Source organism: Burkholderia sp. 22088 (assembly GCF_052045915.1).
In the GTDB taxonomy this organism is placed as follows: Bacteria; Pseudomonadota; Gammaproteobacteria; order Burkholderiales; family Burkholderiaceae; genus Burkholderia; species Burkholderia cepacia.
Genome location: NZ_JBQEPY010000009.1, coordinates 1 through 20,915 on the forward strand (window position 1 = coordinate 1; position 20,915 = coordinate 20,915).

Below are 20,915 nucleotides of genomic sequence, written 5' to 3' on the forward strand. Positions count from 1 at the left end.
ATACGCCCGTTGCTGGCGGCCGTCGTCGCGCGCGACGAGACTCAGTGCACCCACGGCCTTGTCGTACGCGTCGGCGAGCGCGGGCGGCCAGTTGGCCGCGCACGCGCTGTCGCACGCGCTCTTGCCGGGCGCGTCGCGATCGAACACGTACAGCGTCATGCGATCTTCGTCGACCAGCTTGCCGTCGCCGGCACGGGGCGGTTCCGCGGCGGCCGGCCGCACGATAGCCGCCGTCAGCGCGGCGGCAACGAGTATCCGTTTCATGTCCTTTCTCCTTGGCACGGCATCGCGACACGGCGGCACCGGCAGGGACGATCGGCTTCGTCGCGACCATTATCCCGCCGGCCGGCGCTGCCGGGATTCGGTATGTAAACGGGCGAAGGAGGCCGATTATTCCGCGCCGGCCGACGAATGCCGGCCGCGGCCGTTCATGCGACGAAAGAAAGCGCGCCCCAAAAAGGACAACGCGGCATGACATCCCTGTCATGCCGCGTTGCGCGACCCGTTGCGCACGGCGGCCGATCTCGCGCCGCCGTGCGTGTCCGGCCGATTACCTCGGCAGTGCGCCCGTCAGCGACTGGAGCAGCGACGACACCGGTGCGAGCGGGTTGCCCGGCGCGCTGTTGCCCGAATGCGGCGTGACCGACAGGCCCGGCGCGGAGCCGAGCGCCGTGCCCACCGTCGTGCCGACCGCGTTGACGACCGTCGCCGTCGCGTTGCCGCCCGTCGTCAGCAGCGAGCCAACCGCCCCCGCCGTGCCGCCGGCCGCGTTCGCGCCCGAGCCAAGCAGGCTGCCGCCCGCCGCTGCCGTCGAACCGGCCGCGCCCGACAGCGCGCCGGCCGCCTGCCCGAGGGCCACCGGACCGTTCGCGAGTGCGCCCGTCACCGAACCGAGCGCACCGGTCAGTGCGCCGGCCGGGTTGCTGCCGCCCGTCAGGCCGCTCACGAGGTTCGTGATCGGTGCGATCGGGTTGTTGCCCGCCGCGCCCGACAACGTGCCGACGACCTGGTTCACGACGCCTTGCACCGGCGCCAGCGGGTTCGACCCGCCGAGGTTGCCGAGCGTACCGACCACCTGGTTCACGACGCCCTGCACCGGCGCCAGCGGGTTCGTGCCGCCAAGGTTGCCGAGTGCGCCCACGACGGAGCCGACCGCGTTACCCAGTGCGTTCGTGGCCGTGCCGACCGCATTGCTGTTGCCCAGCGTGCCGACGACCTGGTTCACGACACCCTGCACGGGTGCCAGCGGATTCGAGCCACCGAGGTTGCCGAGTGCGCCCGTCACCGAGCCGAGTGCACCGGTCAGCGCACCAGCCGCGTTGCCGCCCGTCGGCAGCGCGTTCTGCAGGCCGTTGACGAGGTTCGTGATCGGCGCGATCGGGCTGCCGCCACCGGCGCCGGACAGCGTGCCGACGACCTGATTCACGACGCCTTGCACCGGCGCCAGCGGATTCGAATCGCCGAGCGTGCCCGCGAGCTGCGTGACGACACCCTGCACCGGCGCCAGCGGGCTGCCCGCGCCGCCGACGTTGCCGAGCGTGCCCGTGATCGTGTTGACCGCGTTGCTCAGCGTGCCGGCCGGGTTGCCGCTGCCGAGCGTACCGGTGACCTGGTCGACGACGTTCTGGATCGGGGCCAGCGGGTTCGAGCCACCGCCGATGCCGCCCAGTGCGCCCGTCACTGTGCCGAGTGCACCCGTCAACGCACCAGCCGGGTTGCCGCCGCCGAGCGCGCCCGTGACCTGGTTCACGACGCCTTGCACCGGGGCCAGCGGGTTCGAATCGCCGAGCGTGCCCGCGAGCTGCGTGACGACACCCTGCACCGGCGCCAGCGGGCTGCCCGCGCCGCCGACGTTGCCGAGCGTGCCCGTGATCGTGTTGACCGCGTTGCTCAGCGTGCCGGCCGGGTTGCCGCTGCCGAGCGTACCGGTGACCTGGTCGACGACGTTCTGGATCGGGGCCAGCGGGTTCGAGCCACCGCCGATGCCGCCCAGTGCGCCCGTCACTGTGCCGAGTGCACCCGTCAACGCACCAGCCGGGTTGCCGCCGCCGAGCGCACCCGTGACCTGATTCACGACACCTTGCACCGGGGCCAGCGGGTTCGAACCGCCGCCGATGCCGCCCAATGCGCCGAGCGCCCCCGTCACGTTGCCGATTGCACCGGTTACCGTGCCGGCCGGATTGCCAGCACCGAGCTCACCCGCCACGGTACCGAGCGCACCCGTCAATGCGCTGGCCGGGTTGCCGTTATTGAGCGCAGTCGTGACTTGATTGACGACGCCTTGAACCGCCCCCAGCGGGTACGAGCCGCCGCCGATACCACCCAGTGCGCCCGTGACCGTGCCGAGTGCGCCGGTCAGCGCACCAGCCGGGTTGCCACCGCCGAGTGCACCCGTTACTTGATTGACGACGCCTTGAACCGGCGCCAGCGGATTCGCCCCTCCGCCGACATTGCCCAGCGCACCCGTCACCGTACCGAGTGCCCCCGTCAACGCACCAGCCGGGTTGCCACCGCCGAGCGCACCCGTTACTTGATTGACGACGCCTTGAACCGGCGCCAGCGGATTCGACCCGCCGCCGACGTTGCCGAGCGCACCGGTCACCGTGCCGAGTGCACCCGTCAACGCACCGGCCGGGTTGCCACCGCCGAGTGCACCCGTCACTTGATTGACGACACCTTGAACCTGCGCCAGCGGATTCGCGCCACCGCCGACGTTGCCCAGTGCCCCCGTCGCCGTGCCAACCGCATTGCCCAACGCCCCCGTCGCCGTATTCAGCGCACCGGTCAACGCGCCGGCCGGGTTGCCGCCGCTCAGCGCACCCGTCACCTGGTTCACCACACCCTGAACCGGCGCGAGCGGCTGCACCGTGCCGCCGCCACCGCCGAGTGCACCCGTCACCGCCCCCACGGCGCCCGACAGTGCCTGGCCGGGGTCGCCAAGGGACGTCTGGATCGCGCCCGCCCCGCCCGCCGCCACGGTGACCGAACCCAGCGGCGACGTCCCCGTCGCGACCAGCCCGACCGAGACGCTGTTCGTCGGCGGGTTGACGATCACTTGCGGGATCGGCAGCCCATCAAGGGGCCCCGCTACCGCGGAACCTGAAGCCAGCACCCCGAACACCGTCGCGACCGACAGCGCTGCACCCGTCAATTTCAGATTTTGTCCCATCTTTGTTTTTTCCCCATCTCGGTTGGCACAACGTTGATAAAGCATGGGGACGGATTGCACGAAGTGTGCCAATTCGAAAAACCGGATTGATTCGTCTGTCTATTAGCGAGCAATAACGCTTTTTTAATCGAATTCAGACGAAAAGCATGACCCCGGCATCGCAATCATCTGATGAAAAACGGCGTCGGAGCACGGATGTAACGTAACGTTTGCGAGCCCCGTGGTAACGTGTTCCGGTACATTCCGCGTAACACCGGAGCGCGCCGCCAAGGTGGTGCATCAGACCGTCACAAGCGGCTGCCGATTACACATTTCAGCAAAATGAAAATGCATTGATAAATCGCCGATTTGCTGATTTTCTTTATTTGGCGATCATCTTTCTTGCCGATTACGCAGATCATTTCCGATTGCGCGATTTCCGGTAATTCGGATAGCAGAATGAAACATTGTAAAGGCCGCGTCGCAACCGGCGCGCGCGCGAGGCTGCGCGCGCCGCCGGATCAGCCGAAGCGTGCGGGCCGGTACGGATGGGGATCGATATAGGTCGGCGCGCCCGTCATCATTTCGGCGAGCAGGCGCCCGGTTGCGGGGCCGAGCGTGAGCCCGTGGTGACAATGGCCGAACGCGAACCACAGGTGGCGATGGCGCGGCGCGGGCCCGATCACCGGGCGCATGTCGGGCGTGCACGGCCGCATCCCGAGCCACGGCTCGGGATCGAGCCGCTCGCCGATGCCGAACGCGTCGCGCGCCAGCGGCTCCGCACGCGCGAGCTGCACGCCGGTCGGCGGTGCGCCGCGCAGCGCGATCTCGACGCCGGTCGTGAGCCGCAGGCGGCCGCCTTCCATCGGCGCGACGACGAAACCTTCCTCGGTATCGCACACCGGCACGTTCAACGGCGCGCGCGTCGGCCGGTAGTGCATGTGGTAACCGCGCTTCGCGCGCAGCGGAATCCGGTAGCCGAGCGGCGCGAACACGTGATCGGACCACGGCCCGAGCGCGACCACCGCCGAGCGCGCCGAGATCGGCCCGTGTTCGGTACCGACCTGCCAGCCGTCCTCCACCTGCGCGAGCGTCTTGGCATCGCCGAGCACGAACGTGCCGCCGTCGCGCTCGAACAACCGGGCGTAGGCCTTGGTCAGCCCGCCCGGGCTCGACACGGTCTTCGGGTCCTGCCAGTGGAATGCGCCGCAGAACGCGTCGCTGACGCCGGGCTCCGTCGCGCGCAACGCACGTGCGTCGAGCACCGTCATCCGCAGCCCGTGCGCGTCGGCCACGCGCTGCTGCACGCGCGTTTCCGCATCGAACAGCGCGGGCGAACGGAACGCCTCGATCCACCCGCCGTCGTGCACGAGCGGCTGCGCATCGGTACGCGCGAGCAGCGCGTCGTGCTCGACGACGCTCGCCGCGACGAGCGGCAGCAGGTCGCGCGCGGCGGCCGCGAGCCGCTGCGGCGACGATTCGCGCCAGAAGCGCGCGAGCCAGCCCGCATACGCGGGCAGCGCGCGGTAGTCCCAGTAGAGATCGACCGAGCGGTTGCGCGCATAGCGCAGCAAAGTGCCGAGCCGGCGCGGAAACGCGTACGGCACGACCGACGAGCGTTCGATCAGCCCCGCATTGCCGTGGCTCGTTTCCTCGCCGGGCGCGCGCCGGTCGACGAGCGCGACGCGCAACCCGCGATCCTGCAGATGCAGCGCCGACGACACGCCGACGATGCCGGCCCCCAGAACGATGACGTCGAAATCCATGGTTCCCCGTACTGCGTCGAAATTCGATGCGGCACACACCGGCCCGGCGGCCGGCGCGCGGCGGTCATTACTTCGCGACGATGTCGCGCTTGAAGTACTTCTGCGACAGCGCGCCGAGCGTGCCGTCCTTCTTCAGCGCGTCGAGCGCGCCGACGATCTTCGCCTGCAGCGCCTTGTCGTTCTTGCGCATCCCGAAGCCCGTGCCTTCGCCGAGCGTCGCCGGATCCTTCAGCGGCTCGCCGACGATCTGGTAGTCGCGGCCGGCCGGCTTGTCGAGGAAACCCTCCTGCGCGGTCTGCGCTTCCTGCACGGCCGCGTCGAGACGACCCGCGACGAGATCGGCGTAGATCTGGTCCTGATCCTGGTACGACACGACGGCCACGCCCGCGTTGGCCCAGTGCGCCTTCAGGAAATCCTCCTGCGACGAGCCCTGCAGCACGCCGACGTGCTTGCCGCGCAGGCTCGCGACGTCGGGCCGCAGCGGCGAGCCATGCTTCGCGACCATCACGATCGGCACCACGTAGATCGCCGGCGTGAAGTCGATGCTCTGCTTGCGCTTCGCGGTGATGTTCATCGCCGAATTGATCGCATCGAACTTGCGCGCCTGCAGCGCCGGAATCAGGCCGTCGAACGAATTCTCGACCCACACGCATTTCATGTTCAGCTTCGCGCACACCGCGTTGCCGATGTCGACGTCGAAACCCTGCAGCTGACCGGCCGGCGTCTTGCTCTCGAACGGCGGATAGGCGGCTTCGATCCCGAAGCGCAACGTGGTCTGTTCCGCGTGGGCCGTGACGGCCGCACAGGCGAGCGCCGCAGCGGCGCAAAGGGAGAGCTTCCAGTTCATGACGGTCCTTCCGTTCTGGATTGAGGCGATGAAGATCGGTACACGACGGCCGCGGCCGGGCGCTGGATCGGCATTCGAAGCAGGCGGTCGCCGCGCGGCGGCGGGTCGTGTCCTGCACGCGAAATATAGACTCAAAGTCTACTATAGACTATAGGGGATACGAGAATCGTGCCCCGATACGCGGCATCTGAAATTCGCCCGACATCGAAAACACCCTTGATTTATCGATGTTTTTCCCGAATCTCGCGATGACACACAGTCTCGAAAAGAAAAATTCTCCCGATTCCGTTTGTCTATATTAGACTTTTCGTCCATCACGAACACTGCCGGACACGTCGATCGAGACAGTCCAGTCCGGCCCCGACCGGAGATGTCCTCATGACGCAAACCGCCCCGACCCTGCCGCTGACCGTCGACGAAGCCGCGGTGCGCGCGGCCCTGCCGTCGCTCGACGTGCTCGGCACGCTGCGCAGCATGTTCGCGTCGCTCGCCGCGGCGCGCGCGGTGCAGCCGCCGCAAACGCTCACGCTGTTTCCCGAGCAGGCCGGCGACTTCATCACGTATCTGGGCGCGCTCGCCGACGCGCAGGTGTTCGGCGCGAAGCTGTCGCCGTATGTCGTGACGGGCGGCAAGCCCATCGTCACCGCGTGGACCGCGCTGATGTCGATGCGCACGGGCCAGCCGCTGATGTGGTGCGACGCGGGCCTGCTGACGGTCGAGCGCACGGCCGGCACGACCGCGCTCGCGGTCGATTGTCTCGCGCCGGGCAACGCGCGCCATCTCGCGATCGTCGGCGCGGGCGCGGTCGGCCTCGCGCACCTGCGGCACACCGCGGGATTGCGCGACTGGGAGACGATCCGCGTGTACTCGCCCGCGCTCGCCGGCGACGCGGCGCAGCAGGCGGCGCTTGCACAGCTCGACCCGCGCGCACGCGCCGCGGCGAGCGTCGAAGCCTGCGTGCGCGACGCGGACGTCGTGATGCTGTGCACGTCGTCGGGCACGCCCGTGCTCGGCGACGGGATGCTCACGCGCCCCGCGCTCGTCACGTCGATCAGCACGAACGTCGCGCGCGCGCACGAGATCCCGCCCGCCTGGCTGCCCGGCATGGACGTGTACTGCGACTACCGGCACACGACGCCCGCGAGCGCCGGCGAAATGCAGATCGCGACGGCCGAGCACGGCTGGGAAGCCGCACGGATCGCCGGCGACCTGCCCGCGCTCGTCGCTGGCACCTGCCCCGCACCGTCGTACGCGCGTCACGCATTCTTCCGCTCGATCGGCCTCGGGCTCGAGGACATCGCGATCGCGCACGCGCTGTACGCGCACCTGACGCGCGCATGAGCGGCACGCGAGCGCGGGGCCGATACAATGGCGCAACCGCCGCGGCGGCCGCGCGCGGGCGCACGGGCATGCCGGCCACCGGCACGCCGCCTCGCCGGCCCGATGGGCTGCCCGGCCCCCGCCCACCCGAGATGGCGACACCGATGCGCAAGAAGAAATCCCCCGTCAAAGACCTGCTGCTCACCCGCTATGCGCCGATCGCCGACGGTATCGCCGCGCTGTTCTTCCCGTACGCGGAAGTCGTGATCCACGACCTGCACGACCAGACCGTGCTGTATCTCGCGAACAACCTGTCGAAGCGCGAGGTCGGCGACGATTCCGCGCTGGAGGAAATCGATCATTCCGCGCGCGAGCGCGTGATCGGCCCGTACGAGAAGCTGAACTGGGACGGCCGGCGGATGCGCTGCGTGAGCAACGTGCTGTTCGACGACGAAGGCCACCCGGCCGGGATGATGTGCATCAACTTCAACATCGCGGTGTTCGACGAGGTGCGCGCGACGCTCGACCTGTTCATCAAGGGTGCGGGCGTGGTCGCGCAGCCGGACGAGCTGTTCCGCGACGACTGGCAGGAGCGCATCAACACGTTCCTGCACGGCTGGCTGCGCGAACGGCAGGTCGGGCTGAACGGGCTCACGCGCGAGCACCGGCGCGAGCTCGTCGAAGCGCTGTACGCGGAGGGCGCGTTCCGCGGCAAGAGCGCGGCGAACTACGTCGCGAATGTGCTCGGGATGGGCCGCGCGACGGTCTACAAACACCTCAAGCACCTGAAGGAAACGCAGGGCGACGCGTAAGGGAAACGCGGGGCGGGCGGGTTCGCCCGTTCGCCGGGACGACGAAACGCCTGTTCGTCGGAACGCGCGGCGGCGGCCCGTATCGGCCGTCGCTATCGGTGCGCCGCTTCCGTGTCTATGCTTCGTGATGCGGCGGGCGCCCGTTTCACGCGCCCGCCCGGCCTGGACGAAGCGTCGAAGCACAAAGTGATATAGTCCCGGTTACATTTTTTTGCTGCCCGGAATCGCCCATGACGACCGCTCCCGCCCCGATTGCCCGCCCGACCCTGACCGTCGAAATCTGGTCCGACCTGATCTGCCCGTGGTGCTGGATCGGCAAGCGCCGCTTCGACGAGGCGCTCGCCGCGTTCGCGCACGCCGAGCGCGTCGACGTCGCGCTGCGCGCATACCGGCTGATGCCGGGCCAGCCGGTCGAGCCGGTCGAGGCGATGCTCGCCGGCAAGTACCGGATGTCGCCCGCGCAGGTCGACCAGATGCTGCACCAGGTGACCGAGGCGGCCGCGAGCGTCGGGCTGCATTACGACCTGCCCGGCACGCTCGTCGGCGACACGCTCGACGGCCACCGGCTCGTGAAGCTCGCGGAAGCGACGGGCCGCGCGCACGCGCTGACCGAGCGGCTGTACCGCGCGTATTTCTGCGAGCACGGTTCGCTGTTCGATCACGCCGAGCTGACCGAATTCGCGGTCGAAGCGGGGCTCGAGCGCGCGGCCGTCGAAGACGTGCTGCGCAGCGACCTGTACCGCGACGAAGTCGAAGCCGACATCGCCCGCGCCGCGCAGATCGGCGGGCGCGGCGTGCCGCTGTTCGTGTTCGGCGGCCGTTACGCGGTGTCGGGCGCGCAGCCGGCCGACGCGTTCGCGCAGGCGCTCGACCAGGCATGGCGCGACGGCATCGTCGAACTCGACGGCAGCGACGCGGCCGCATGCGGCCCCGACGGCTGCGAACTGCCGGCGCGCGCGTAACGCCCGTCGCATCCGTCACGCGCGTCCCGCCCGGACGCGCGACTACGCATCGCTCCTGCCACAAACCGGCAGGAAGCCCGCGCCGAGGGGGCCTACAATGCATCCTTTCAAATAACTATCAGAAGGCTGCAAGCCCATGACCCACGGGATCCACGGCGAGAAGCGCTGGTACGCGCTGATCGTCCTCTGCCTCGGCGTGCTGATGATCGTGCTCGACAGCACGATCGTGAACGTTGCGCTGCCGTCGATCAGCACCGACCTCCATTTCACCGAAACAGCCCTCGTGTGGGTCGTCAACGCGTACCTGCTGACGTTCGGCGGCTGCCTGCTGCTCGGCGGCCGGCTCGGCGACCTGTATGGCCAGCGGCGCATGTTCCTCGCCGGCCTCGTCGTCTTCACGCTCGCGTCGCTCGCATGCGGCCTCGCCCAATCGCAGACGATGCTGATCGCCGCGCGCGCGGTGCAGGGGCTCGGCGGCGCGGTGGTGTCGGCCGTGTCGCTGTCGCTGATCATGAATCTCTTCACCGAGCCCGGCGAACGCGCCCGCGCGATGGGCGTGTACGGCTTCGTCTGCGCGGGCGGCGGCAGCATCGGCGTGCTGCTCGGCGGGCTGCTGACGAGTTCGCTGTCGTGGCACTGGATCTTCCTCGTCAACCTGCCGATCGGTATCGCCGTCTATGCGATGTGCGTCGCGCTGCTGCCGCGCCTGCGCGCGCCGGCCGGCACCGCACGGCTCGACGTCGCGGGCGCGGTCACCGTGACCGCGTCGCTGATGCTGGCGGTCTACGGGATCGTCGGCGGCAACGAAGCCGGCTGGCTGTCGACGCAGACCGTCGTGCTGATCGGCGCGGCCGTCGCGCTGCTCGCCCTGTTCATCGCGATCGAGGCGCGCGCCGCGCATCCGCTGATGCCGCTCACGCTGTTCGCCGCGCGCAACGTCGCGCTCGCGAACGTGATCGGCGTGCTGTGGGCGGCCGCGATGTTCGCGTGGTTCTTCCTGTCCGCGCTGTACATGCAGCGTGTGCTCGGCTACGGGCCGCTGCAGGTCGGTCTCGCGTTCCTGCCGGCGAACCTGATCATGGCCGCGTTCTCGCTCGGGCTGTCCGCGCGCATCGTGATGCGCTTCGGGATCCGCGGCCCGATCGCGGCCGGCCTGCTGATCGCGGCCTGCGGCCTCGCCCTGTTTTCGCGCGCGCCGGTGGACGGCGGCTTCGTCTGGCACGTGCTGCCCGGCATGACGCTGCTCGGCATCGGCGCGGGCGTCGCGTTCAACCCGATGCTGCTCGCCGCGATGAGCGACGTCGATCCGGCCGATTCCGGGCTCGCGTCGGGGATCGTCAACACCGCGTTCATGATGGGCGGCGCGCTCGGCCTCGCCGTGCTCGCGAGCCTCGCGGCCGCCCGCACCGACGTGCTCGCGGCCGCGAATGCCGCGCCGCTCGACGCACTGAACGGCGGCTACCATGCGGCTTTCGCGTTCGGCGCGGCATTCGCTGCCGCCGCCGCGCTGATCGGGCTCGCGCTGCGCATCCGGCGGCAGGACGCCGTCGAAGGCGCCGGCCCCGCGATGCACTGACGCCGACGAGCCGCAGGCGGCGGACGAATCCGGCCGTTTGCATCGAACCTGGGGCGCGCACCGTCGCGCCCTTTTTCTTCTTCCGGATGCCGCGCACCGCCCGTCCTGTCGTGGCTGGCCGGAGCCGGCCATCACGTTGTGCCTGCCCCGTTCAAACGCCCGTTTCACCGCCGCCTGCCGCCCGCGCCTTCCCGGCCGATTTTTAACGCAGTCGTACACCGACCCGCCACATTTGCGACAATGGCGGACTTTGACCCACGCGCCGCTGCCGCCGAACGCCGCATAACCGCCTCCTTCCGATGTCGCTTCCCCATATCGATCTGCTGTACTCGTTGTCCGGCCTGTTCGTCGGCATCCTCGTCGGCCTGACCGGCGTCGGCGGTGGTTCGTTGATGACGCCGATCCTCGTGCTGCTGTTCGGCGTCCACCCTGCGACGGCGGTCGGCACCGACCTGCTCTATGCGGCCGCGACCAAGGCTACCGGCACGCTCGTCCACGGCCTGAAGGGTTCGATCGACTGGCGCATCACGGGCCGGCTCGCGACAGGCAGCGTGCCGGCCGCGGCCATCACGCTGTGGTGGCTGCACACGCACGGGATGAACACGCCGGGCACCGCGCGGATGATCCAGCTCGTGCTCGGCGTCGCGCTGCTGCTCACGTCGCTCGCACTGATCTTCCGGCCGCAGCTCACCGCGTTCGCCGCGCGCAACCCGCTCGCGCCGAACCCCGCGCGCACGCTGTGGTCGACCGTGCTGACGGGCGCCGTGCTCGGCGTGCTCGTGTCGATGACGTCGGTCGGTGCCGGCGCGATCGGCGTCACCGTGCTCCTGCTGCTGTATCCGATGCTCGCGACGACCCGCATCGTCGGGTCCGACATCGCGCACGCGGTGCCGCTCACGCTGGTCGCCGGCATGGGCCACTGGCTGCTCGGCTCGGTCGACTGGTCGATGCTGCTGTCGCTGCTGCTCGGCTCGTTGCCGGGCATCGTGCTCGGCAGCCTGCTGTCGGCGCGCGCACCCGAGCGGCTGCTGCGCAACCTGCTCGCCGCGACGCTCGTCGCAGTCGGCGTAAGGCTCGTGCTCGCGTAGGCGGGCGCCGATCCCGCCCTTCGCCCGCGGTTGCGCCTTTTCCCGGCCAGCGCATCCGACGCGCGGCGCCCTCCGCTGCCGATAAAAAAACAGCCCGACCGGCCTGCGCCGATCGGGCTGTCGCCTGTCCGGGGCGGCTCGAGCCGCCCGCCGCGCTTACTGCCCCTGCTGCTGCAGTTTCTGCTGCTTGAGCTGCTGCGTGCGCGCCTGCAGCTTCAGCACCCGCTGCAGGGCGGTGCGGTTCGCGAGGATCCCGTCGTAGAAGTTGGCGAGATCGCCCTTCAGCGCGGTCCGCGACGCGTCGTTCAGGTAGATCATGTGGCCCGACGGGTAGTTCTTGATCGTCAGGTTCTGCGCCTTGAGCGTCGGGTCGAGCGGCATCTGCGCGAGCGTCAGCTCCGTCTGGTGGAACGGCGTGACGGCGTCGAAATAGCCGTTCGCCGACAGCACCTTCAGGTCCGGGTTCACGCTCATCGTCGACGCCAGGTCGCCGGCCGTGTACAGCGTGTTGCCGCCGCCCTTGTTCGCGCCGGTCGGGTCGGTATGGCTGAAGTCCCAGTTATTGAAGACCTGGTCGTTCAGGTCCACGAACGACGACGTCGACGTGTACTTGAGGTCGGTGTTGATGTAGCTGTTCCACAGCACCGTGTACGCGCCGCCGACGTTCGTGATCGACGGATCGTTGCTGCCCGAGTTCGGCAGGATGTACGGCGCGATGCCCTTGCCCGTGAAGTTCGCGCGACCGTCGTACTGGCCGATCTGCGTGCCCGGCACGAGCGTCAGGAAGAACGTGTACGGCGGGTTGTCGTCCGACGACGGCACGTTGCCGAGCGCGGCCGGGTTGCCGAACGTCTGGATCAGCGACGTCGGGTCCGTGCCGATGTACGCGCCCATCTGCTGCGCGGTCTGCAGGTTCAGGTTCAGCCGCACGTTCACGAAGCCGCCGTCCTGCGGGTTCGGCTTCTGCGCGAGCGGCGCGAGCGTGTTGTCCGCGTAGTTGCGGGCCTGGACCATGTACGCGTCGAGATCGGTCGGCGTCGGGTTGAGCGTCGTCTTCTTCCAGTAGAACGCATCGGCCGCGAGCGTCGGGAACGTGCCCGGCGCGGACAACGCATTCGCGTAGTCGAGGATCGACGACTGCAGCGTGATCCCGTTCAGGTCGATGCCGTCCTCGTGCAGCACCCACGACACCACCGCGCTGCGCGCGGTGCCGTACGACTCGCCGTACAGGAATTTCGGCGAATTCCAGCGCGAATACTTGGTCAGGTAGCGCTGGATGAAGCGGTCGATCGAGCGGGCGTCCTGGTCGGTGCCCCAGAAGTCCTTGTTCTTCGCCGGGGCGATCGCCGTCGAATAACCGGTGCCGACCGGGTTGATGAACACGAGGTCGGTACGGTCGAGCAGGCTGTCCGGGTTGTCGAGCAGCTTGTACGGCGCGGGCGGCGTGAAGTTCGGGAACGACGACTGCAAGCGCTTCGGCCCGTACGAGCCGAGCAGCAGGTAGACCGACGACGAGCCGGGGCCGCCGTTGTAGAAGAACGTGACCGGGCGCGGCTTCGACGGGTCCGGATTGTCCTGCGTGTACGCGACGTAGAACATCTTCGCGTTCGGCGCCGAGGTGACCGGGTCGATCGTCGTCAGGTGGCCCGTGGTGGCCGTGTACTTGATGGTCTTGCCGCCGATCGTGACCGAACGGTGGACGACGGCCGCCCCTTCCGTGGAATCCGTGACCGCGTCGTTCGGCCCGGTGCCGTACACGTCGTTGTCGACGTACGGCTGGTCGGCCGCCGCGGCCGTTGCGTTGGTGTTGGCCGACGTGCTGGCGCCGGCCGACGTCGCAGCCGCGGCGGCGGCCGAAGCAGCCGGGCTCGGCCCGTCGTCGCCGCCGCACCCCGTGACGAGCAGCGCCGCGGCCGCGGCTGCGGCGAGCGGCACGCTCAGTGTCGTTCCGAATAGCGCGAAACCGTCTTTCAAGGACTTCCGTGTCGTCATTATTGCCTCTCGAACAGAACGATAAATACCGCCGGTCGCAAAGGATCATTTGCGCCGGCGCTCCGCACCAGGAATGCATTCGTTATGCGACGCACTCCGAGTTTTTTACCGGATCGGTGAATACCGATCGGCACGATTTACCCCACCCATGTTTTTTTGCAACCGCACAATGGAATCAATTCCATTGCAAACGGCAATTCAATAATCCGCAGCAATACGAATTCATTGCACGAATTTGCATGCACACAAAATCGACGGCAAAAAACACACCCCGCAAGGCCGCCTGACAAGGGCGCCTCGCTTGGAACAGACGAACGATCCCCCTCGGCGAGATACCGATTAATCGCGGAATGGCGATCAACCGCGACTCGAGCCGATTTAACAAAATCGAAAGGATCGATTAACTAAACGGAAAGGATTATCTTCGTATCTGTAATTTATTAAATTAAGTGAAAATACCGGCGCATATTAGGGTTCTGATTTACCGCCGTAAAGTAAGAATTTGTTACAGCGCTCGCCATTCGGACAAAAGCCAATCCGGGACCGATTCCATTCGCACAAAGGAAAAAGCCGGACGGCTGTCCGGCTTCGTGCAGGCGGCGCGACGGGCGCCGTCAGAGCGGCACGTCGATCGTGCCGGCGCCGGTCGTGATCGCGTTCGCCCCCGGCGCGGCCGAGATCGGCGGCAGGTTTGCGCTCGTCAGCGCGGGCGCGGCGCCCGGCGTGCCGCCGCGCGGCACCGTGCGGATCACCTGCGACGGCGGCAGCGGCGCACCGTTCTTCAGGTGCCGCCACATCAGGTTCAGCGCCTGCACGTTGTAGTAGTGAACCGGCACGAAGCGTGTGTCGAAGCCCGGAACCGGCAGGAACGCGTCGAAGTGCTGGCCGTTCGTCACCTCGTAGAACACGAGCCGGCTGCGTCCGCCTTCGCTGATGCCGTTCTGCGCGACGTACGCGCGCGATGCGTGGTTCACGGGCACCAGCGCATCGCTGCGGCCCTGGACGATGATCGCCGGCTTGCCCTGCAGGTTCGCGTTCACGCGCACCGCATCGACGTTCGCGGGCATCCCGAGCATCCCGTTGGTCCAGAGCCGGCGCAGGCACAGCGCGCCCGCGAAGCTCGCATCGGGTGTCGCGAGCCGGTGGTCGATACCCGCGCCCGTGTTGAACACGAGGTCGATGCCGGCCGTCGGCGGCACGCCGTTGCCGACGCCGAATACGGCCGGCATCGGCGATGTGGCCGGCGCGGCGACGGCGCCCGTCGCCGGGTTCGTCGTCGCGAAGCTGAAATTGCACAGGTTGTCGGTGACGCGCGAGCGCGTGTACGCGTTCGCATACGTGACGGCGATCGCCGGAATCGCCTGCGAATCCCACATCGGCGCTTGCAGCAGGTCGGAATCGGCAAGGTAGCCGGCCGCGTGGAGCTGCGCGAGCGCGTCGGCGGCCTGGCTTTGCGTATCGGCCCCCGACACGAGCCCGGCCGCGGCGAGCGTCGCGCAGCGCTGCGTGCGGATCGACTGCGTGGTCGCCGCCGGCAGCGCGCTCAGGTACGGCGCACCGGCAAGCGACGCCGACGCGGCCGCGCACGGCTGAAGCAGGTTCGCGAGGGTCGCGTAGTCGGCCAGCGGCCGGCCGAACGACGGCACCGGCTGGCCGCCCGAGCGCACGACCGCGTTCGGCGCCATCCGCACGTTGATTTGCGGCTCGCCGACCACGACCGCGGTGATCCAGCCGCGATTGTCCTGCTCGGCCGCCGCGAGCGACGCGCCGCCGCCGTTGCTGACCGACGCGGCGATCGTCGTGATGTCGCCCGCGCGATAGCGCACGCCGTGATGCGAGCTGTCGATCAGCGGGCCGAACTGCTCGTTGAGCGCCCAGTACGCGAACTCGACCGACTGCAGCGTCACGCGCCCCCAGTCCTGCTCGGGATTCTGCTGCGAATGCGCGTGCTTGAACGCATAGCGGTTCGGGAAGCGGGAATTGAAGGTGGCGAGATCGCCGCTCGTCACGTTCGCGGTGAACAGGCTCGCGGTGCCGGCCAGCACCGCGTTGGCGAGCGTGCCGTCGATCAGCGTGACGGTGTCCGACATGAGTTCGTGCGCGCCGTTGCCGCCGCCCTTGTCGTTGTAGGCAACCGCGCAGCCGCGCTTGAGCGCCCATTCGCCGGCCGCGGAAATCGCGCCGTACACGCCGCGCGAGCCCGACGACGTCGCGGTGACGATGCACGGCTGCGCGGGATTGAAGCTGGCGGGCACCTGCACGAGCAGCGTCACGTTCTTGCTGCCGCTGCCGTCGTCGGAGTACGCGAGATATTCGGTGCCGGGGATCTTGCCTTCGCCGAGCGTGGCGTTGCCGTCGAGATCGACGTTCGGCCCCCAGAAGCGGCCGTAGCCGCCGTTCGCGCTCATGTCGACGAGCGCGCGGTAATTCGACCAGATCGCGAGGCGGCGCAGTTCGGCGCCCGTCGGCCGGGCGGCGTTCGCGAAGCCCGGCGCGGTGGCCGAGCCGAGGCCCGTCTTGCCGAGGCCGGCCGTCAGCAGGTCGTCGCTCGCGCCGTCATAGGCTGTCGTGCGCACGCTGCCGGACACGAAACCGGGCAACCGGTTGCGCTCGGCCGATTCGTCGCCGTTGCAGGCGCCGAGTAGCGCGATCGCGGCCAGCGCCGCGCCGAAAACCATCCGCCTGCCCCACCCGAGCCTCGTCATCGCCGCCCTCTCGATATCGTTATCGGTCCGCCACCGCTTCATGCGGCTTGCGGCCTCTCAAGCGCAAACGGGCCCCGGCATGCCGGGGCCCGCCTGGAAACGGGCGCACGCGGCGCTCGCGCGCCGCCGCCCGGCATCACTGCTGCTGAACCGTCAGCTTGTTCGTGACCGACGTCACGCCCGCCACGCCCTTGGCTGCGGCTTCGGCCTTGTCGATCTGGTCCTGGGCCGGCATCGTGCCTTCCAGCGTGATCGCGCCGCCCTTCGAACGCACGACGAGGTTCGACACGTTGACGCCCGATTCCTTCGAAATCGCCTTGCGCACCGTATAGCCGAGCTTGCGGTTCGCCTTCTTCGCGGTTTTCGCGGCGGCCTTCGGCGCGCTGGTCGCTGCCGCGGGCGCTTCCGTTGCCGCCGCATCGCTCGACTGCGCATACACGCTGCCCGACAGACAGGCCGCCACGGCGGCGACACCCAACGCTCTCAACACGATCGACTTCATGCTATCTCCTTATCACTCCGGAACGGCCGTGCACAGTACGGCCGGATACCCCCAAAAACAGCCGGCCCGCGCGCGAACGGGCGGGACAGCCGGTGTTTTCCACGGCGATACGAGAGAGGCAAGACGGGCTGGCGGACGGCGCACGCGAGAGCGGGCCGGCCGGGCCGGACAGCCGCCGGCCGGACGCGCCCGGTCTCATTGCGTGCCGGGTCGCGCGCGAATCGGGCGCGGCTGCGTCGCACAATGTAATCCAGCGCCCGCGGAAGCGCAAAGCTTTTGACGCGGCGGCCCCCGCCGCTGTCGTCGCGCCGCCGCGCCGCACTCGCGCACGCACCGCGAAACCGGGTACCATCGCCGCGAGAATCCGCATCGTCCGCGCCGACCGTCACCGATACGTCACGCCAGCGTCATCCGCCGCCCCCCATGAAGCCAGCCCGCCCCCGCCCGCCTCGCCGCATCCTCGCCCGCTTCGTCGCGGTGTCGTGGCGCGACCTCGCGCTGTCGATCGGCCCCACCGTGCTGCTCGCCGCCACGGCCGTCTGGCTCGCGGTCAAGCTGATCCAGCCGGCCCCGCCGTCCACGCTCGTGATCTCGTCCGGGCCGCCCGGCAGCACGTACTGGAACGCCGCGCAGAAATACAAGACGATCCTCGCGAAGAACGGCGTCACGCTCGACGTCCAGTCATCCGAAGGGTCCGCCCAGAACCTCGCGCGGCTGTCGAACCCGAACGCGCCGGTCGACGTCGGCTTCGTGCAGAGCGGCATCGGCCCGAAGGAGCGCGACGAACACCTCGTGTCGCTCGGCAGCATCGGCTACGTGCCGCTCGCGATCATGTACCGCGGCCCGGTCGTCGCGCGCCTGTCCGATTTCAAGGGCAAGCGGCTCGCGCTCGGCGCGGAAGGCAGCGGCGCGCGCGAACTGAGCCTCGCGCTGCTGAAGATGAACGGCATCGTGCCGGGCGGGTCGACCGAGCTGCTGCCGACCGCCGGCGAGGATGCGGCCACCGCGCTGCTCGACGGCAAGATCGACGCGGCATTCCTGTCCGGCGACTCGACGCAGATCCCGGTGATGGCGAAGCTGTTCCGCGCACCGGGCGTGCACGTGTATTCGTTCACGCAGGCCGAGGCGTACGCGCGGCGCTTCCCGTACCTGACCGCGATCACGCTGCCGATGGGCGTCTACGATCTCGGCCGCAACCTGCCGCCCGCCGACATCCACACGGTCGCGCCGACCATCGAGCTGGTCGCACGCGACTCGCTGCACCCCGCGCTGTCCGACCTGCTGATCGAGGCCGCGCGCGAGGTGCACGGCCACGCGACGATCCTGCAGCACGCGGGCGAATTCCCGTCGTCCGTCACGCGCGGCTTCCCGCTGTCCGACGACGCCGCGCGCTATTACAAATCCGGCAAGACCTTCCTGTACCGGCGGCTGCCGTTCTGGGTCGCGAGCCTCGTCGACCGGCTGCTCGTCGTGGTCGTGCCGCTGATCGTCGTGCTGATCCCCGGGCTGCGGCTCGTGCCGTCGCTGTACGGCTGGCGCGTGCGCTCGCGCATCTACCGCTGGTACGGCGCGCTGATCGCGCTCGAGCGCCGCGCGCTCGGCGAGCACACGGCCGAGGAGCGCGTGCAGCTGCTCGACGAACTCGACGACATCGAGGAAGCCGTGAACCGGATGAAGATGCCGCTCTCCTATGCGGGCCAGTTCTACGTGCTGCGGGAGCACATCGGCTTCGTGCGCGAACGGCTCACCGCGCACGACCACGACACGCCGGCCGGCCCGCCGGGCGCCGGCGGCCCGCCGCAGGCACGTGCCGACGCCGCGCCGCCGGCCGGCACGCCCCCTCGGGCGACTCCCGGTTCCGCTTGACCGGACGATCCGCGATCATTGCCGCATGCGTGCACCGCCGCGTAACATGGAGGCCGCCGCCAGACGCCGCACGCCCCATCCACTGGAGATCGACATGACAACCGGCCTCGATATCGCCCAGCCCGCCTGGTTCTTCGACTTCGTGTCGCCGTTCTCCTACCTGCTCCTCGAACAGCACGACAAGTGGCCGGACGTGCCGTTCGAACCCGTCGCCGTGTCGCTGCCCGACCTGCAGCGGCACTGGGGGCAGCGCCCCAGCGCCGACGTGCCCGCCAAGCGCGTGTTCACGTACCGTCACGCGCTGTTCCGCGCCGAGCAGCTCGGTATCCGCTTCAAGATGCCGCCCGCGCACCCGTTCGAGTCCGACAAGGTGCTGCGCCTCGCGATCGCGCTGCGCGCCGACATCGCGACCGTGCTGGAGATGTTCCGCTTCATCTGGCGCGACGGCAACGATCCGTCGACGCCGGAAGGGTTCGCGGCATTGTGCGAGCGGGTCGGCGTCAGCCACGGCGACGAGCTGATCGAATTCGAGGAGACCGCCGCGCAACTGGCACGCAACAACGCCGACGCGATCGCGCTCGGGGTGTTCGGCGTGCCGACGTTCTGGATGAACCAGCAGCTGTTCTGGGGCGAGGATGCGCTGCCGATGGTGCTGTACTGCGCGCGCACGCCGAACTGGCTCGAATCGCGCGAGGTCAAGCGGATCAGCGCGCTGCCGAAGGGCCGCGCGTGATGGCCGGTATCACGCACGGCAACGCGCGATTACGGTAACGTTACGCGTCACCCGAATCACCCCCACCGATGGAAGACGACGACCGTACCGCCTCGCTCGATATCTGGCTCGTGCGTGTGCTGCGCACGCTGCTGCTCGAGCGCAGCGTCACGCAGGCCGCGCTGCGGCTGAACCAGACCCAGCCCGCGATCAGCACCGCGCTGCGCAAGCTGCGCGAGACGCTGAACGACCCGATCCTCGTGCGCGGCAAATCCGGCATGGTGCCGACCGAATACGGCGCGTCGCTGCTCGAGGCCGCGCAGCGCGCGCTGCGCGAGGTCGATTTCATCGCGACGCCGCACGGCGACTTCGATCCGTCGTCCGCACGGCGCACGTTCCGCGTCGCCGCGCCCGATTACCTGAACGATTTCTTCATGCCGACGCTGATCGAGCGCTTTCGCGACGCGGCGCCGCATGCGCACCTGGAAATCGATTCGCTGAATCCCGCGCTCGATCACGCGGGCGCGCTCGAATCCGGCGCGCTCGATCTCGTGATCGGCAACTGGCCGAAGCCCGACCCGCAGTTCGCACGCCAGGACCTGTTCTCCGACACGATCGTGTGCCTGATGCGCGATGCGCACCCGCTCGCGCGCGGGCCGCTCACGCGCGAAGCGTACGCGTCGGCCGCGCACGTCGCGCCGACGCCGTACACCGGCGACAAGCGCAACGCGATCGAGATCGGCCTTGCCCGCGCGCACCTCACGCGGCGCATCGTGACGACGCTTCCGTACTTCGGGATCGTGCCGCAGGTGCTGCTGCAATCGGACCTGATCTTCACGACGACGCGCCGCTTCGCGACGCATTATGCGCAGTTGCTGCCGCTCGTCGTCGTCACGCCGCCGGTGCCGTTTCCGCGCATCAAGAGCTACCTGCTCACGCATCCGCAACCCGACCGGCCGACCGACATCGCGTGGCTGTGCGCGCTGATGCAGAGCGTGTCCGACGAGCTGACGGTCGCGCGCGGCCGCAAGCGCTGAGCTGAGCTGAGCCGGCGCGGCCGTTCAGCCGTTCAGCCGTTCAGCCGTTCAGCCGTTCAGCCGTTCAGCCGTTCAGCCGTTCAGCCGTTCAGCCGTTCAGGCCGTGCAGAAGGTTTCCTGCAGATGGGCCCAGCGCACGACGCCCGCCGCGTCGCGTTCGAACACGGCGGTCGCGCGGCGCGCGGGCAGCTCGCCCGAGGCCGCGTGCTGCGCTTCGAGATAGGTAAGCGTCGCATGCGACGCGTCGGCGGCGAGCACGCGGGTGTCCGACAGCGTGATGCGCAGCCCCGGCTTCGCGCCGGCGAGCTTCGCGAACAGCGCGCGCGTGCCGTCGTGGTCGACCTCGCGGCCGTCGGTCAGGATCATCGTGAAATCGGCGGAGAACGAAGCGAGCAGCGCGTCGAGCGCCCCGGGCGCGGTATCGACGCCGGACAGCCAGCGCTCGATGGCGACGAGGCTCGCATTGAGCGTGTCGAGATAAACCTGGTGATCGGACATGGTGCGTGCACGGTAAGGCGCGGCCCGGTGCCGCGCGTCGTCGTGCAGTGTATGCAAAAACGCGCGGCCATGCGCTGGCCGCGC

General features: G+C 69.0%; 17 protein-coding genes. 9 read left to right on the forward strand and 8 right to left on the reverse strand.

Going from position 1 to position 20,915, the window contains the following annotated elements; translation table 11 throughout:
* A partial coding sequence (locus ACTJLD_RS18125) for a COG4315 family predicted lipoprotein (RefSeq protein WP_440659392.1) occupies positions 1-264 on the reverse strand: 264 nt, incomplete at its 3' end.
* On the opposite strand from ACTJLD_RS18125, the gene ACTJLD_RS18130 reads away from it, so the two are divergent.
* Positions 263-475 (forward strand): hypothetical protein, encoded by a 213-nt coding sequence (locus ACTJLD_RS18130; protein ID WP_440659393.1) that lies wholly within the window; start codon positions 263-265, stop codon positions 473-475. The genes ACTJLD_RS18125 and ACTJLD_RS18130 overlap by 2 nt on opposite strands.
* 75 nt (positions 476-550) lie before the next feature.
* Here the strand turns inward: ACTJLD_RS18130 and ACTJLD_RS18135 are convergent, their stop codons facing one another.
* From ACTJLD_RS18135 to ACTJLD_RS18145, 3 genes are all read right to left on the reverse strand, one after another.
* On the reverse strand, positions 551-3,169 hold the full coding sequence (locus ACTJLD_RS18135; protein ID WP_440659394.1) for a beta strand repeat-containing protein: 2,619 nt from the start codon (positions 3,167-3,169) through the stop codon (positions 551-553).
* Positions 3,170-3,669: 500 nt separating this feature from the next.
* The gene (locus ACTJLD_RS18140; protein ID WP_060207084.1) at positions 3,670-4,914 is read right to left on the reverse strand and encodes an NAD(P)/FAD-dependent oxidoreductase; all 1,245 of its coding nucleotides are present in this window, start codon (positions 4,912-4,914) and stop codon (positions 3,670-3,672) included.
* Positions 4,915-4,981: 67 nt separating this feature from the next.
* Positions 4,982-5,761: an ABC transporter substrate-binding protein gene (locus tag ACTJLD_RS18145; protein WP_059698940.1), complete on the reverse strand. Its 780-nt coding sequence runs from the start codon at positions 5,759-5,761 to the stop codon at positions 4,982-4,984.
* 378 nt (positions 5,762-6,139) lie between these two features.
* On the opposite strand from ACTJLD_RS18145, the gene ACTJLD_RS18150 reads away from it, so the two are divergent.
* From ACTJLD_RS18150 to ACTJLD_RS18170, 5 genes are all read left to right on the forward strand, one after another.
* Positions 6,140-7,102 carry an ornithine cyclodeaminase family protein gene (locus ACTJLD_RS18150; protein WP_060174631.1) on the forward strand — a complete coding sequence of 321 codons (963 nt, stop codon included), beginning with the start codon at positions 6,140-6,142 and terminating at the stop codon, positions 7,100-7,102.
* Entirely contained in the window at positions 7,099-7,893 is a 795-nt protein-coding gene (locus tag ACTJLD_RS18155) for a helix-turn-helix transcriptional regulator (protein WP_081066281.1), read from the forward strand. The genes ACTJLD_RS18150 and ACTJLD_RS18155 overlap by 4 nt, the downstream gene beginning before the upstream one ends.
* 230 nt (positions 7,894-8,123) lie before the next feature.
* Positions 8,124-8,855 (forward strand): DsbA family oxidoreductase, encoded by a 732-nt coding sequence (locus tag ACTJLD_RS18160; RefSeq protein WP_440659395.1) that lies wholly within the window; start codon positions 8,124-8,126, stop codon positions 8,853-8,855.
* A gap of 136 nt (positions 8,856-8,991) precedes the next feature.
* A complete protein-coding gene (locus ACTJLD_RS18165; protein WP_175862063.1) occupies positions 8,992-10,431 on the forward strand; it encodes a DHA2 family efflux MFS transporter permease subunit in 1,440 nt (479 codons plus the stop codon).
* A 299-nt stretch (positions 10,432-10,730) separates the two neighbouring features.
* Positions 10,731-11,519 (forward strand): sulfite exporter TauE/SafE family protein, encoded by a 789-nt coding sequence (locus tag ACTJLD_RS18170; protein WP_027788233.1) that lies wholly within the window; start codon positions 10,731-10,733, stop codon positions 11,517-11,519.
* 156 nt (positions 11,520-11,675) lie between these two features.
* Here the strand turns inward: ACTJLD_RS18170 and ACTJLD_RS18175 are convergent, their stop codons facing one another.
* The 3 genes from ACTJLD_RS18175 to ACTJLD_RS18185 form a co-directional block, all read right to left on the reverse strand.
* Positions 11,676-13,511 carry a S10 family peptidase gene (locus tag ACTJLD_RS18175; protein ID WP_027788234.1) on the reverse strand — a complete coding sequence of 612 codons (1,836 nt, stop codon included), beginning with the start codon at positions 13,509-13,511 and terminating at the stop codon, positions 11,676-11,678.
* Positions 13,512-14,125: 614 nt separating this feature from the next.
* Positions 14,126-16,216: a D-(-)-3-hydroxybutyrate oligomer hydrolase gene (locus ACTJLD_RS18180; protein ID WP_124533993.1), complete on the reverse strand. Its 2,091-nt coding sequence runs from the start codon at positions 16,214-16,216 to the stop codon at positions 14,126-14,128.
* Between the two features lie 136 nt (positions 16,217-16,352).
* Positions 16,353-16,718, reverse strand: a complete 366-nt coding sequence (locus tag ACTJLD_RS18185; protein WP_021157129.1) for a BON domain-containing protein — start codon at positions 16,716-16,718, stop codon at positions 16,353-16,355.
* A 423-nt stretch (positions 16,719-17,141) separates the two neighbouring features.
* On the opposite strand from ACTJLD_RS18185, the gene ACTJLD_RS18190 reads away from it, so the two are divergent.
* From ACTJLD_RS18190 to ACTJLD_RS18200, 3 genes are all read left to right on the forward strand, one after another.
* Positions 17,142-18,584, forward strand: coding sequence for a TAXI family TRAP transporter solute-binding subunit (locus ACTJLD_RS18190; protein WP_027788236.1), 1,443 nt, complete (start codon positions 17,142-17,144; stop codon positions 18,582-18,584).
* Positions 18,585-18,678: 94 nt separating this feature from the next.
* Positions 18,679-19,317, forward strand: coding sequence for a DsbA family protein (locus ACTJLD_RS18195; RefSeq protein WP_060193526.1), 639 nt, complete (start codon positions 18,679-18,681; stop codon positions 19,315-19,317).
* Positions 19,318-19,385: 68 nt separating this feature from the next.
* Positions 19,386-20,333 carry a LysR family transcriptional regulator gene (locus ACTJLD_RS18200; protein ID WP_021157131.1) on the forward strand — a complete coding sequence of 316 codons (948 nt, stop codon included), beginning with the start codon at positions 19,386-19,388 and terminating at the stop codon, positions 20,331-20,333.
* Between the two features lie 96 nt (positions 20,334-20,429).
* Here ACTJLD_RS18200 and ACTJLD_RS18205 read toward each other — a convergent pair whose 3' ends face one another.
* Positions 20,430-20,831: a nuclear transport factor 2 family protein gene (locus ACTJLD_RS18205; protein ID WP_440659396.1), complete on the reverse strand. Its 402-nt coding sequence runs from the start codon at positions 20,829-20,831 to the stop codon at positions 20,430-20,432.
* Between the last annotated feature and the right edge of the window lie 84 nt (positions 20,832-20,915).